The sequence below is a fragment of the Dryocola clanedunensis genome (genome assembly GCF_038405435.1).
In the GTDB taxonomy this organism is placed as follows: Bacteria; Pseudomonadota; Gammaproteobacteria; order Enterobacterales; family Enterobacteriaceae; genus Dryocola; species Dryocola clanedunensis_A.
The window spans coordinates 86,110-99,511 of record NZ_JBBYHZ010000006.1 but is presented as its reverse complement, the minus strand read 5'-3'; the positions used below and the strand labels follow the sequence as shown (position 1 = coordinate 99,511).

The following is a 13,402-nucleotide window of genomic DNA, read 5'->3' as shown; positions in this document are numbered from 1 at the left end:
TTTGAAAAGTTATCAGCATTGATGACAGACCTGTCGCAAACTTTTTGATGTCAATGCAAGTTTGTCGGACTCATCCATACAAAAATACTCATTCATCGTTTGTATCTCGTACTTAGAACTCAATCCGATTCAAGCCGTTTTCATTGTAATAATATAAAACCATTTTTTTTAGTCCCACTATCACAAAAAATAATTGCCGATCCAAATTGCGTTTTACACATTTCTTCCAGTCATCGATATCAGTCATAGAAGCATAAGGAACATCTTCAGGGTGCGTATGCCAGGTCCCCAAATAGGCAAGCTCACCTTTAGAATCAACATGACGTTGATTTACAATGAACTGATGCCCGGGATCTTTTAAGATAAAGTGTGTCCTTGAGCACAAGTCACCTGCCTTCGGCTCAGTAATTTCAACTAATTTGTACTGCTCATTATCCAGCGACTTTCCACCAATCAGGATACCAAACGCCTCAGGAGCAGTCTTATCAATCTGTCTATAAGCCTCCCATGTACAGTATACTTTTTGATGTACTAATAATTGAAATCCTGTACCGAGTATAACAATCTGATCTCTATTCATCACAAAGATCGCATCCCTGTTTATAGAGAGGCACAATTTCAAGAGAACGTGTAAACAACTTGAATCTATCGCTTAGCTGAAATCCGTTTTTCACTGCATCGGAGGAGTCACCTTTCCAACTAGCCTTAGAAGAATAATTAATCGAGCCCAACAAATATTTCACTGCTAAATCAGCAGCAACTAAAGATGTTTGTGTCGATGCTATATAACTGTAAGGAAGAAAGGCATCACCACACCCCGCATGGTTCTTGGTTAGATCCTGATTTGGTTTCAGAAAATTCAAATTAGAAGCAAGACCTCTGGATAAGTCATTCGGATCAAGATATGAACAGAGTAAGCACCCTTTTTTACCGGGAATAGTCAACACTGCATGCCCCCCAATACCATATCCTTCAACCCAAGTATTCATCACTGGAGTTTTAATTTTTTCTTTCAAAAGATATTCATGAAATAAGCGTTCATGAGTGGGTGAGCCAATCGCAATGACGATAAGATCAAAACTTGAGAGAAAATCTCGCGCTCTGAGTTGTAATAAACGAAATGTCATATCCCTAATGCTAAGCCAAGGATATTTATAAATTAAGTTAAATTTAAGACCAAATGACTTACTACTTGAGACATACGAAGGAGGTAAAATATGACGGTAAAGATTGTCCAGTGTTAGTACATCAGGGTCAGACAAAGTCATATTACCAACCCCAGATGCAGCCAGTTTGTCTGCTACTTCTCCCCCAACGGAACCACACCCAACTAATAGTATATTTACACTACTTAAGGAGCTATTAGCACCGCTGCGGGGCATCAACCTTTCCTTATTAAAAAGTGAAACCGTAAACGCTTTCAAACTCCAATCAATAAGTTGCATATCCTTTAACGGTAGGTTTTTCTTCCCACCTTGCTTAGTATTTTTTAACGAAAAATGAATGCCGAACCAGGTTCTACCGGAAGGTGTCAACGCATTAAAAACAACCCAGAATTCGTGTGAGCGATACCGAGAATACCTTTGAGTAAGCTGCGTTATATCAGTTTCGTCCATATCAGACAGAGCAGTAAGGTACCACTCTTTAAGCTCTTCACAACTTTCAGGAGCTGGCTTAAGTTTACTAAGAGGTATAATAATACCAACCCCTTTGGCTGCTTCTCTGTTATTCAGTAATTGGTTAATTGGGGAAAAGGATTCATCGACTGCATATCCTTCGGGATAACCGAAGAAGTAAGACTGCAAACCTGTAGAACGTCCTGCTCGGGGTTTCAAAATGCACAATTCTTCTAGTTTTCCGCTCTCGGACAAGCAAATAAACTCTGACGTGCCAGAATCAACAATTCTATACCAGCCCGCTTCAAATTCACGGAGCAACTCAGATGCATTCCACTCTTCATCGGTTAATGCTCGTGTTAGTAAGTCTATATGCCGTTTCAATGACTCCTCAAAAGCCAGTTCAGGACGTTCAAAATTCACTGACACAGCATCGGGAACATTGATGCATATGCTTGCAAGATCTACTTCACTAAAAACAAAAGTATGTGCAATCCTAGGGAAAGTGGATGGTTTAACAAGCATAAAGACGGGCAATCCGGTCAACTCAGTGATTGCCGGATGATGTAGTGACACGTTGTATTCGCCAATGCACAACTCAACACCGAGGACTGTAGATTCACCTGAAACAGGAACTGCGGATACGTTATACCCGCATTCAGTTAGGTAGGTTGAGATAACTTGATAGTTCATGCTCCTTGCGACGTCCCTACCGCACCAGCGGTTGCATAGACGGCATTTTTGCTAAGACTTTTCGAAGACAAAGAAGATGTATCCTCTGGAAAATCCTCACCGAATTCTGAACGAAGAATCTCACACTTTTTTGATTCGTTTTCTTCACTAGCAACACTTTCCAGAGTTTTCAATAAAGCGGCGAGTTTATTCTTGAACTGAGTCCCCGTTACTACGCTGCTCCCATGAAAAATATCCCGACGGTTTCCTACTGGTAAGGAAACCTTAACCTTATATTTACCTTCTCCTAAAGAAGTAAAATACCAAGGAGAGGCCTGTATCGCTGAAACTGTTGACTTTAACGCCGTAAGATCATCTGCAAAACCTTCGTTATCGACTGAAGAAACAAAACACTCCTTCACCATAACGGTAATCCCGATGGAGAAGATTTTACGACGAATCTCATCGGCAAATTTGTAATTCCTCCACCGTTTCAGGTACCGAACAGTACGGCGAAACTGGTCGTGTTTTGCAGAAGCATAAGCAACTTCTTTGTCGTAATTCTTAACCCAGTCGATAAGCTCGCGTGGTGCGGACATAGCCCACTCTCTGTTACTTTCATCAGAGAGGCGTTTCCCTACTGCAAGCTCATATTGCCCATTTTCATACTGTCGGTAGACGGGGATATCAATGTGCAGATCTTCAGTCTTATAATCAGCAGTAACACATGGTTTCTTAATTTTCGCATTTATAAATCCGCGAGTTTCTAAGACGTCAAGAACGGCCAACTTAGGTGTGATTGGGTTTTCTGGAGCAGTGCTAGCTTCGATAACAATCGCACGGTCAATATCAAAATCCTGGCCCTTTTCACGGATACCAGTGCTTGTTGCAAGAGAGCCCTGAATGAAATCCTCGATAACTGGATACCCATCCAAGCGAAACCTAGCCTTAATACTCTCGGTGATGCTGTCATCCTTTAATCGTGCATTAGTATATTCCAGATCTTTTCGCCCGAGCTTTATAGCATCATGAAATTTAAGGAATTTACTCTGAATGCTCATATTAACCCCATATTTGTTGTGAATTCCATTTAGATTGTGCCGCTTCGTTTGTTTTCAAGTGATAGGGCAAAAAATAATCTCTATCTGATTGACTGATGCCCTGTTGAAAGAATGAGAGAAACTTATGTGAGCTAGGTATCGGGTGACCGGAAAACACCCTATATTTTTGTTCCGGTTACCGACATAGGGGAATTTCTTGTCAAGAATGAGCCAACCTTTTAAAAGTAGGAATATCCCGTGACCACTGATTTAGGAACAGACATCCCCGAACAAGCTTTGCTGTTGTTGAAAGACAAGTTGCATGAGTGGCGTGATTGCTCAATCCCAGTTTAGTTTTCAACTTGGTCAGTATTTGAACGTCTAATAGAGCGCCATGAGGAAATGAAACCCGTATATGAAGAGTTGGGATCTCATGATATGAGGGAGCCTAGGCTCTGGATCCTTCTCGAGCAGTTTATTTTTGCGGGTGCTTTCAGTACTGAAGAGCGGCATGGTAATCCCCCCGAAAAACCGGTGTGTTTATAAGTAGAATTTTCTCGTAATCTGAACCGGGAGATTTCTATGAAAAAATCACGTTTTACTGACAGCCAGATCATGTCCATCCTGAAGCGAGCCGAGGCCGGAACACCGGTGGCCGAACTGTGCCGCGAGCATGGCATGAGCAATGCCAGTTTCTATAAGTGGCGTTCTCGTTTTGGCGGTATGGACGCCTCCATGATGACCCGTCTGAAAGAACTGGAAGACGAAAACCGTCGCCTCAAAAAAATGTATGCTGAAGAACGTCTCAAAGCCGAAATCATTCAGGAAGCCATGGCAAAAAAGTGGTGAAGCCATCGCGTCGAAAGCTGATGGCTCAGGATGCGGTCAGAAGACGAAACGTCAGCGTGCGTTTTGCCTGCCAGTTGTTTGTTGTTAGTGAAGGCTGCTATCGCTATCAGCCTAAGCTGAATGAGGAAAATGACGTCATTGCCGATTGGCTGATCCGCATCACTGACAGTCAGCGCAACTGGGGATTTGGCCTGTTTTTTTTATACCTGCGTAACTTCAAAGGCCTCCGGTTTAACCATAATCTGGCAACCCTCTCATACGGAAAGGAGACGTAACCCAGCTAATATTGGTGCTTTTCGTGCGAGTCGCGTCACTTCCTGTGTAAACCTGAAAACGCACATTGATACCTTCCCAATACAGACGTTCTATCTCCTGCTTTTCTGCATTTCTTTTTGTAATAACTTCATCTGATTTAATCGAATAAGCCTGATACCAGACAGAACCATCAGGGTTTTGGAAAGTAAGAACAAAATCAGTTGTCATGACCGAGGGTTCTCCTGGTGTACCTTTCTCTCCCGCTTTTCTGCGTAAAGCGGGATGGTCAATATTGATTATTCGGGCAATATTTTGAGTCAGGGTAAGAGGCAGGAGTGGGAATTGTTCACGAATATCGATTACTGCATCATTGAATCGGCAAGATAGAAGAACTCGGTCTCAATCCCAGACAACATATTGTGTTGCCTGAATGTTTTAAGCCCGAGAATGGCAGATCTGTTGCCTGTTGAACCGGTAAAATTCTGAGGTCGTAGCCAAGGTTGATAGAATTCTCCAGAACCAACGCCAACACCCTCCTTAAGCGCTTTCTCGTAGCTCTCAAGAGATGTAAAACGTCTTCCTCTGCTCATACCAACCTCGATAAATCTCAGGCTGATCACGGACTCACCGTACCTAAGATAAGTTTAGTGGAAAGATTTCGCAGCACACAAGCAATACATAGTGAAGACAAAAAAAAATCAATAAAAACAAAAAGTAAAAAAATAGTGTCACAACTTTAATACTAAAAAATTGATTAGTGACACAACTCTTATATTAGTGGCCTAACTTTTTTATCAATTCACAGCGCAGCGCCTCAGCGCAGGCCCAGGCCGAACTCCACGCCCACTGGAAGTTATAGCCTCCCAGCCAGCCGGTGACGTCCATCACTTCGCCGATAAAGTACAGGCCCGGCACTTTTTTGGCTTCCATGGTGCGGGATGACAGCTCGTTGGTGTCCACGCCGCCGAGGGTCACCTCTGCGGTGCGATAGCCTTCCGTGCCGTTGGGCTGCACCCGCCAGTTTTGCAGTTTCTCAATCAACTCTTCCTGCTGGCGGACGTTAAGCTGTTTTAGCGTGACGTCCGGGATTTGCTCCAGCTGCTGCAGGCACTCCACCAGGCGTTTTGGCAGCTGCATCGCGAGAGTATTTTTCAGGCTCTGATTCGGATGGTCGTTGCGCTGCTCGTTGAGGAACGCCTCCAGATCGGTGTCGGGAAGTAAGTTAACGCTCACATACTCACCAGGTTCCCAGTAGCTGGACAGCTGCAGCACCGCCGGACCGGAGAGGCCACGGTGGGTGAAAAGCAGGCTTTCGCGGAAGCTGACGCCGTTCTCAGCGCTGATAACCGACGGCACGGAGACGCCGGACAGCACCTGCAGCTGCTCAAGCAGCGGCTTATGCAGCGTGAACGGCACCAGGCCCGCACGAGTGGGCAGCACCTTCAGGCCAAACTGCTCGGCCACTTTATAGCCGAACGGCGTGGCGCCCAGGCCCGGCATCGACAGGCCGCCGGAAGCAATCACTAACCTGCTGGTCTGCACGCTGTCGCCGTTAAGCTGGAGGGTAAAGCCCTGTTCATCGCGCTCAATGCCCAGCACTTCGCTGCGCAGGCGCGTGGTGACCTTACCCTTTTCACACTCCGCCACCAGCATATCGACGATCTGCTGGGCGGAGTCATCGCAGAACAGCTGGCCGAGGGTTTTCTCATGCCAGGCGATGCCGTGTTTGTCCACCATGCCGATGAAATCCCACTGGGTATAGCGCGCCAGGGCAGATTTGCAAAAATGGGGGTTCTGGCTCAGATAGGCCGCAGGCTCGGTATAAAGATTAGTAAAGTTGCAGCGACCCCCGCCAGACATGAGGATTTTACGGCCCGGTTTTTTACCATTATCGATAAGTAACACGCGGCTACCCGCCTGCCCGGCCATTGCCGCACAGAACATTCCAGCTGCACCCGCACCAATAATAATGGCATCAAACTTTTCCACGACCGACTCCCGACTATGCTTAAGGGGTGGAATTGTAAAGATCTGCGGCTGGTCGCACCAGCCTAAAGCGCATTAACAAATGCAGGTGGTTGAAAAACAAAATGTAAATCTTTTCGTTGTTGCGAGCTTTCACGACAAACATCAAGAAAAGTCTATATTTCAGTTGGCGCATCAGGCTGTTGTCTTACATAATGCGCCGCGTTCATGTCCTCAAAATGGCGTAACGTCTATGCTACATTTGTTTGCTGGCCTCGATATGCATACGGGCCTTTTATTATTATTAGCTCTGGCATTTGTTCTCTTCTATGAAGCGATCAACGGCTTCCATGACACTGCAAACGCAGTGGCAACCGTCATCTACACCCGCGCAATGCGATCGCAACTTGCGGTGGCAATGGCTGCGGTATTTAACTTCCTCGGCGTTCTGCTCGGTGGGCTAAGCGTGGCGTATGCGATCGTGCATATGTTGCCAACAGACCTGCTGTTGAACGTAGGGTCCGCACATGGCCTCGCCATGGTGTTCTCTATGTTACTGGCCGCTATTATCTGGAACCTCGGCACCTGGTACTTTGGTCTGCCGGCCTCCAGCTCCCATACGCTTATCGGTGCCATCATTGGTATCGGTTTGACCAACGCACTGATGACCGGCTCCTCGATGGTCGATGCGCTTAATATCCCGAAAGTTATTGGGATTTTCATGTCGTTAATCCTCTCCCCGATCGTGGGTCTGGTGATTGCGGGCGGACTCATTTTCCTGCTGCGTCGCTACTGGAGCGGCACGAAGAAAAAGCGCCGTATCCACCTCACTCCGGCCGAGCGTGAGAAGCAGGACGGCAAGAAAAAACCGCCATTCTGGACGCGTATTGCCCTGATTATTTCCGCCATCGGCGTAAGTTTCTCTCACGGCGCAAACGACGGTCAGAAGGGCATTGGTCTGATCATGCTGGTTCTGATCGGCGTGGCCCCTGCGGGCTTCGTGGTCAATATGAACGCCTCTGGTTACGATATTGCCCGCACCCGCGATGCCATCACCCACCTTGAGCAGTACTACGCTCAGCACGGTGACGCCATCCAGCATGTGGTTGACCTTAACCCGGCCATTCCAACGCCTGAAGAAGCAAAGGATGCCAGCAAGCCTGCTGAATTCCACTGCGACGCAAGCCGCGCAATGATAGCCGTACAGCGTGCTAAAACGCTGCTGGGTAATATCAACAGCTATGACAATCTGAGCGTCGAGCAGCGTAGCCATATGCGCCGCCTGCTGCTGTGTATCTCTGATACCGCGGATAAAGCCGCCGCGCTGCCGGAAACCAAGCCGGAAGACAAACGCTTCCTGAAAGAGCTGAAAACTGACCTGCTGCATACCATCGAGTACGCCCCTATCTGGATTATCATGGCGGTCGCTCTGGCGCTCGGCTGTGGCACCATGATTGGCTGGCGTCGCGTAGCAACCACTATCGGTGAGAAGATTGGTAAGAAAGGCATGACGTATGCGCAGGGCATGTCCGCGCAGATGACAGCCGCCGTCTCCATCGGTATTGCGAGCTACACCGGGATGCCGGTTTCCACCACCCACGTGCTCTCTTCCTCCGTTGCGGGGACGATGCTGGTTGACGGTGGGGGTCTGCAGCGCAAAACGGTAACGAATATCCTGATGGCCTGGGTGTTCACCCTGCCGGTCTCGATTCTGCTGTCGGGTACGCTGTACTGGATTTCACTGCACTTCGTGTAGATTGTGGCGGTGTCGGATGACGCTTCGCTTATCCGACCTACTAAATCTGTACTTTGTGTAGGTTGTGGTGGTGTCGGATGACGCTTCGCTTATCCGACCTACTAAATCTGCACTTCGTGTAGCGTCAGGCAGAAAATAAAAAAGCGGGTCAGTTTACTGGCCCGCTTTTTTTATGTGCAGCTTAAGCATGCGTTATCCTTAATGCCAAATCATTAATCCTATCAGGCTTATCACCACCAGCCCGCACAGGGCGCTGGTCAGCATAAACTGGCGACGAAGCCGTTCACAGCGGCGAATAAACTCATCATCGTGGTGATCCAGATAGCGCTGGGCGTAGATATAACGCACCAGACGAATCTGCTTACTGGGCTGGCCATGGGATGTGAAAAAGCCGCCGCCGTCGACGTACTGATAAAGCAACGGATCGCATCCACGAAGCACCACTAACAAAGCGCGCAGTGAAGAGTAATAGCGCGCCATATTCACCAGACAAACTACGCAAAGCGCCCAAAAGAGCGCAACGGTGCTGATCATGTTTCCCCCTCGGCGTAGCCACGGAGCAGCGCTCCGGGACAACCGCTCACCCCGAATACCTCGACAGACAGTTCAGCAATCAGAAAGCAGATCCGGCTCACATAACTATTCCGGAACGGCTTCTTTAATAGTGTAGGAGATCCCCTAATTTTTTCGCCATAAGGTTAACCATAATCAAGACGGTAAACGCTATTTTTGGCTTGAATGTTTAAAAGGGTGGCGGATTGACGGGTTTTATCATTCGGGATAGGGTAGAAATAGCATCTACAATTGAAGTCCTTACGCCGGAATTGGTTCTGCGTGGGTTCCAGGCAGGTCTGTGACAACTTATGGAAGGAGTATAATTATGGCTTACAAACACATTCTGATCGCGGTAGACCTCTCCCCGGAGAGCAAAGTCCTGGTGGAAAAGGCCGTGTCTATGGCTCGTCCATACAACGCGAAGGTTTCCCTGATTCATGTCGATGTAAACTACTCCGATCTCTACACCGGTTTGATCGACGTAAACCTTGGGGATATGCAAAAGCGTATTTCTGAAGAGACGCACAATGCGCTGAGCGAGCTGTCTACCGGCGCAGGCTACCCGATTACCGAGACTTTAAGCGGCAGCGGTGACCTGGGCCAGGTGCTGGTCGACGCCATCAAGAAGTACGATATGGATCTGGTGGTCTGCGGTCACCATCAGGATTTCTGGAGCAAACTGATGTCCTCTGCGCGCCAGCTTATCAACACCGTACACATCGATATGCTGATTGTACCGCTGCGTGACGAAGACGAAGACTAACCGTTCTTAACCGTAGGGCGGATAAGCGAGAGCGCCATCCGTCAGTTTCAACAGAGGGCGGATGGCGCAAGCTTATCCGCCCTGGTTTCAGGCTAATTCCGCGGTTCCAGAATAAATATCAAACCGGTGTCCCTTGGTCACCACTGCATTCTTTGTTTCAACTCCCCCGAGCGGCGGCGCGTAATCCGGGCGCTTCACCACCACGCGTTTAGTTGCTAACAGGCGCGCAGGCGCAAGCAGGCCATCGGCATCTTCGTCCGGCCCCACCAGCGACTGAAACACCCGCATCTCTTTTTTCACCAGCGCGCTTTTCTGCTTGTGCGGGAACATCGGATCCAGATAAACCACCTCCGGGCGCGGCGTGATATCGCTTAACGCCGTCAGGCTCGAAGCATGGATCAGCTGCAGTCGCTCCTGCAGCCAGCCGCCGATCTCCGCGTCCTGATAGCCACGGCGCAGCCCGTCGTCCAGCAGCGCGGCAACCACCGGGTTACGCTCCAGCATCCGCACGCGGCAGCCCACGGACGCAAGCACAAAGGCATCCCGACCCAGCCCCGCCGTGGCGTCCACTACGTCTGGCAGATAGCCGCTTTTGATACCAACGGCCTTCGCAACCGCCTCACCTCTGCCACCGCCAAACTTACGGCGGTGCGCCATCGCACCAGAGACAAAATCGACGAAAATACCGCCGAGCTTTGGCTCATCGCGCTTGCGCAGTTCGAGGTGTTCCGGAGTAAGAACCAGCGCCATCGGGGCGTCTTCGTCGTGGGTAAGCCCCCAGCGCTCGCTCAAAAGCGATAAGGCGCCGGAATCGGCGCCTGATTCAGTCAATAAACAGATTTTCACGAAATGGTTCAGCCCTTGATGCCCATTATCCCTTGATACCATAGTGGTCGAGCATGGCATCCAGCTGCGGCTCGCGGCCACGGAAGCGTTTGAACAGCTCCATCGGCTCTTCGGAACCGCCGCGGGTCAGGATGTTATCGAGGAACGACTGCCCTGTTTCGCGGTTGAAGATGCCCTCTTCTTCGAAGCGGGAGAAGGCATCCGCAGCCAGCACGTCGGCCCACAGGTAGCTGTAGTAGCCCGCCGCGTAGCCACCGGCAAAGATGTGGCTGAAGGCGTGCGGGAAACGGCCCCACTTCGGTGATGGCACCACGGCAACCAGCTTCTTAATCTCTGCCAGGGTTTCCAGCACTTTCGCGCCGTGCTGCGGGTTAAACTCCGCGTGCAGGCGGAAGTCGAACAGGCCGAACTCCAGCTGGCGCAGGATAAACAGCGCTGCCTGATAGTTCTTGGCCGCCAGCATTTTCTCTAACAGCGCCTGCGGCAGCGGTTCGCCGGTTTCGAAGTGGCCGGAGATAAACGCCAGCGCCTCCGGCTCCCAGCACCAGTTTTCCATAAACTGGCTCGGCAGCTCGACCGCATCCCACGGCACGCCGTTAATACCGGATACGCCCGCCGTTTCGACTTTAGTCAGCATATGGTGCAGACCGTGGCCGAACTCATGGAACAGGGTGATCACTTCGTCATGGGTGAACAGCGCGGGCTTGCCGCTGACCGGACGGTTGAAGTTGCAGGTCAGGTAGGCGACCGGCTTTTGCAGCGAGCCGTCTGCCAGGCGCATCTGGCCAACGCAGTCGTCCATCCACGCCCCGCCGCGCTTGTTTTCGCGGGCGTACAGGTCGAGGTAGAAGCTGCCGCGCAGCTCGTTTTTCTCGTCGTACAGCTCGAAGAAACGGACGTCTTTGTGCCAGACGTCAATGTCCTTACGCTCTTTGGCAGTGATGCCATAGATGCGCTTCACGACTTCGAACAGGCCGGCTACGGCGCGGTCTTCCGGGAAGTACGGGCGTAGCTGTTCGTCGCTGATGCTGTACAGATGCTGCTTCTGCTTTTCGCTGTAGTAGGTGATATCCCACGGCTCCAGCTCATCAACGTTGAACTCATTCTTCGCGAAGGCGCGCAGCTGCGCCAGTTCGGCTTCGCCCTGCGGACGCGCGCGTTTTGCGAGATCGGTCAGGAACTCCAGCACCTGCTGCGGGTTTTCCGCCATCTTGGTCGCCAGCGATTTTTCAGCGTAGTTGCCGAAGCCCAGCAGCTCCGCCAGCTCGTGGCGCAGCGCCAGAATTTCTTCCATGACCGGGGTGTTATCCCACTTGCCCGCATTCGGCCCCTGGTCGGAGGCGCGGGTGGCGTAGGCACGGTACATTTCTTCACGCAGGGCACGGTTGTCACAGTAAGTGAGCACTGGCAAATAGCTCGGAATATCCAGCGTCAGCAGCCAGCCGTCCTGCTCTTTCGCTTCCGCCTGGGCGCGGGCAGCCGCCAGCGCGCTTTCCGGCATCCCGGACAGCTCGGCTTCGTCAGTAATCAGCTTTGACCAGCCCATGGTCGCATCAAGCACGTTGTTGCTGTAGGTAGAGCCCAGCTCGGAAAGACGGGCGGCGATTTCACCGTAGCGCGTCTGTTTTTCCTTCGGCAGGCCGATACCGGACAGTTCGAAATCACGCAGCGCGTTATCAACGGCTTTTTTCTCCGCCACGCTCAGTGCGGCATAGTTGGCACCGTCACGCAGATCGCGATAGGCCTGATACAGCCCTTCGTGCTGACCGACCCAGGTGCTGTATTCGGACAGCAGCGGCAGCGTCTGCTCGTAGGCTTCACGCAGCTCCGGGCTGTTCTGCACGGAATTCAGATGGCTGACCGGCGAGAAAATGCGCCCCAGACGATCGTCCACTTCCGCCAGCGGCTGGCAAAGGTTCTGCCAGCTGTACGGCGCGCCCTGCGCCACCACGTTTTCCACCGCAGCACGGCAGTCGTCCAGCGCCTTTGTCACGGCCGGGACAACATGTTCAGGTTTGAGGGAAGAAAACGGAGGAAGCTCGAAAGGGGTCAACAATGGATTAGTCATAAGCGCGGTTCCTGTAATTGGGCAAGTTGAGCGCTCATCTGGCGCTCTCAAAGGCAATCTCTTTAACATGAGGCTTAGTGTAGTTAATTTCAATGCCGGGCGACGGGCATAAGGCTGTATACTGTGCAGATTAGTTGTTCTTCTTTTGTCTTTTGGAAACCCTGCAAGCCATGCTCAGTTATCGCCACAGCTTTCACGCCGGCAACCACGCCGACGTACTGAAACACACCGTTCAAAGCCTGATTATTGAATCCTTAAAAGAGAAAGAGAAGCCGTTTCTTTATCTCGATACCCATGCAGGCGCTGGCCGGTACAAGCTGAGCAGCGAACATGCCGAACGCACCGGCGAGTATATGGAAGGCATCGCCCGTATCTGGCAGCAGGACAGCCTGCCGGAAGAGCTGGAGCCGTACATCAGCGCCGTTAAAGCGCTTAACCACAGCGGCAACTTGCGCTATTACCCTGGATCCCCGCTGATTGCGCGCCACCTGCTGCGCGAGCAGGACAGCCTGCAGCTGACCGAGCTGCACCCGTCGGATTTCCCGCTGCTGCGTTCTGAATTCCAGAAGGATAATCGTGCCCGCGTAGAGCGCGCCGATGGCTACACCCAGCTGAAGGCTAAGCTGCCGCCGGTATCCCGTCGCGGTCTGATTCTGATCGACCCGCCTTACGAAATTAAAACCGACTATCAGGACGTGGTGAAGGGCATCAGCGAAGGCTACAAACGCTTTGCGACCGGCACCTACGCGCTGTGGTATCCGGTGGTTCTGCGTCAGCAGATCAAACGTATGCTGCGCGAGCTGGAAGAGACCGGCATTCGCCGCATTCTGCAGATCGAACTGGCCGTGCGCCCGGACAGCGACCAGCGCGGCATGACCGCTTCAGGAATGATCGTGATTAACCCGCCGTGGAAGCTTGAGCAGCAGATGACAAACGTGCTGCCGTGGCTGCATAAAACGCTGGTCCCGGCGGGTACGGGTTCAACGACCCTTAGCTGGATCGTGCCGGAGTAATCCG

At 51.0% G+C, this 13,402-nt stretch carries 12 protein-coding genes and 1 pseudogene; 4 read left to right on the top strand and 9 right to left on the bottom strand.

Translation table 11 applies throughout. The features are described 5' to 3' along the window. Window positions 1–112: 112 nt before the first annotated feature. The 3 genes from AAE045_RS14745 to AAE045_RS14735 are packed head-to-tail and all read right to left on the bottom strand — an operon-like array spanning window position 113 to window position 3,349. A complete protein-coding gene (locus AAE045_RS14745; protein WP_455548495.1) occupies window positions 113–580 on the bottom strand; it encodes a Mov34/MPN/PAD-1 family protein in 468 nt (155 codons plus the stop codon). Beyond that, complete coding sequence (locus AAE045_RS14740; protein WP_455548374.1) at window positions 573–2,309, bottom strand: ThiF family adenylyltransferase; 1,737 nt, start codon at window positions 2,307–2,309, stop codon at window positions 573–575. The genes AAE045_RS14745 and AAE045_RS14740 overlap by 8 nt, the downstream gene beginning before the upstream one ends. Beyond that, on the bottom strand, window positions 2,306–3,349 hold the full coding sequence (locus AAE045_RS14735) for a nucleotidyltransferase domain-containing protein (protein ID WP_455548373.1): 1,044 nt from the start codon (window positions 3,347–3,349) through the stop codon (window positions 2,306–2,308). The genes AAE045_RS14740 and AAE045_RS14735 overlap by 4 nt, the downstream gene beginning before the upstream one ends. A gap of 561 nt (window positions 3,350–3,910) precedes the next feature. Here AAE045_RS14735 and AAE045_RS14730 point away from each other — a divergent pair. After that, window positions 3,911–4,416 (top strand): annotated as a pseudogene (locus tag AAE045_RS14730) (transposase); the annotation flags it as partial. On the opposite strand, the gene AAE045_RS14725 reads toward AAE045_RS14730, so the two are convergent. The 3 genes from AAE045_RS14725 to AAE045_RS14715 all read right to left on the bottom strand — a co-directional run bounded on the left by AAE045_RS14725 (window position 4,409) and on the right by AAE045_RS14715 (window position 6,421). Then, the gene (locus AAE045_RS14725; protein WP_455548494.1) at window positions 4,409–4,753 is read right to left on the bottom strand and encodes a TnsA endonuclease N-terminal domain-containing protein; all 345 of its coding nucleotides are present in this window, start codon (window positions 4,751–4,753) and stop codon (window positions 4,409–4,411) included. The pseudogene AAE045_RS14730 and the gene AAE045_RS14725 sit on opposite strands and share 8 nt — an antisense overlap. Before the next feature lie 38 nt (window positions 4,754–4,791). Beyond that, window positions 4,792–5,052 carry a hypothetical protein gene (locus tag AAE045_RS14720; RefSeq protein ID WP_455548372.1) on the bottom strand — a complete coding sequence of 87 codons (261 nt, stop codon included), beginning with the start codon at window positions 5,050–5,052 and terminating at the stop codon, window positions 4,792–4,794. A gap of 154 nt (window positions 5,053–5,206) precedes the next feature. Beyond that, complete coding sequence (locus AAE045_RS14715) at window positions 5,207–6,421, bottom strand: NAD(P)/FAD-dependent oxidoreductase (RefSeq protein WP_455548371.1); 1,215 nt, start codon at window positions 6,419–6,421, stop codon at window positions 5,207–5,209. A gap of 229 nt (window positions 6,422–6,650) precedes the next feature. On the opposite strand from AAE045_RS14715, the gene pitA reads away from it, so the two are divergent. Then, entirely contained in the window at window positions 6,651–8,153 is a 1,503-nt protein-coding gene (gene pitA / locus AAE045_RS14710; RefSeq protein WP_455548370.1) for an inorganic phosphate transporter PitA, read from the top strand. Between the two features lie 198 nt (window positions 8,154–8,351). On the opposite strand, the gene uspB is transcribed toward pitA, so the two are convergent. Then, window positions 8,352–8,687, bottom strand: a complete 336-nt coding sequence (gene uspB, locus AAE045_RS14705) for a universal stress protein UspB (RefSeq protein ID WP_202305010.1) — start codon at window positions 8,685–8,687, stop codon at window positions 8,352–8,354. A 346-nt stretch (window positions 8,688–9,033) separates the two neighbouring features. Between uspB and uspA the strand changes: the two genes are divergently transcribed. Further along, window positions 9,034–9,471 carry a universal stress protein UspA gene (gene uspA, locus AAE045_RS14700; protein WP_202305012.1) on the top strand — a complete coding sequence of 146 codons (438 nt, stop codon included), beginning with the start codon at window positions 9,034–9,036 and terminating at the stop codon, window positions 9,469–9,471. 87 nt (window positions 9,472–9,558) lie between these two features. Here the strand turns inward: uspA and rsmJ are convergent, their stop codons facing one another. Both rsmJ and prlC read right to left on the bottom strand, forming a co-directional pair. Further along, window positions 9,559–10,317, bottom strand: coding sequence for a 16S rRNA (guanine(1516)-N(2))-methyltransferase RsmJ (gene rsmJ / locus AAE045_RS14695; protein ID WP_455548369.1), 759 nt, complete (start codon window positions 10,315–10,317; stop codon window positions 9,559–9,561). Window positions 10,318–10,342: 25 nt separating this feature from the next. After that, the gene (gene prlC, locus AAE045_RS14690; protein ID WP_455548368.1) at window positions 10,343–12,385 is read right to left on the bottom strand and encodes an oligopeptidase A; all 2,043 of its coding nucleotides are present in this window, start codon (window positions 12,383–12,385) and stop codon (window positions 10,343–10,345) included. 170 nt (window positions 12,386–12,555) lie between these two features. On the opposite strand from prlC, the gene AAE045_RS14685 reads away from it, so the two are divergent. Next, window positions 12,556–13,398, top strand: coding sequence for a 23S rRNA (adenine(2030)-N(6))-methyltransferase RlmJ (locus tag AAE045_RS14685; protein WP_455548367.1), 843 nt, complete (start codon window positions 12,556–12,558; stop codon window positions 13,396–13,398). Window positions 13,399–13,402: the final 4 nt, after the last annotated feature.

Coding starts and splice junctions, on each gene's coding strand:
- AAE045_RS14740 (WP_455548374.1), bottom strand. CDS start 2,309: ATGAACTATCAAGTTATCTCAACCTACCTAACTGAATGCGGGTATAAC.
- pitA (WP_455548370.1), top strand. CDS start 6,651: ATGCTACATTTGTTTGCTGGCCTCGATATGCATACGGGCCTTTTATTA.
- uspA (WP_202305012.1), top strand. CDS start 9,034: ATGGCTTACAAACACATTCTGATCGCGGTAGACCTCTCCCCGGAGAGC.
- AAE045_RS14685 (WP_455548367.1), top strand. CDS start 12,556: ATGCTCAGTTATCGCCACAGCTTTCACGCCGGCAACCACGCCGACGTA.
- uspB (WP_202305010.1), bottom strand. CDS start 8,687: ATGATCAGCACCGTTGCGCTCTTTTGGGCGCTTTGCGTAGTTTGTCTG.
- AAE045_RS14745 (WP_455548495.1), bottom strand. CDS start 580: ATGAATAGAGATCAGATTGTTATACTCGGTACAGGATTTCAATTATTA.
- prlC (WP_455548368.1), bottom strand. CDS start 12,385: ATGACTAATCCATTGTTGACCCCTTTCGAGCTTCCTCCGTTTTCTTCC.
- AAE045_RS14735 (WP_455548373.1), bottom strand. CDS start 3,349: ATGAGCATTCAGAGTAAATTCCTTAAATTTCATGATGCTATAAAGCTC.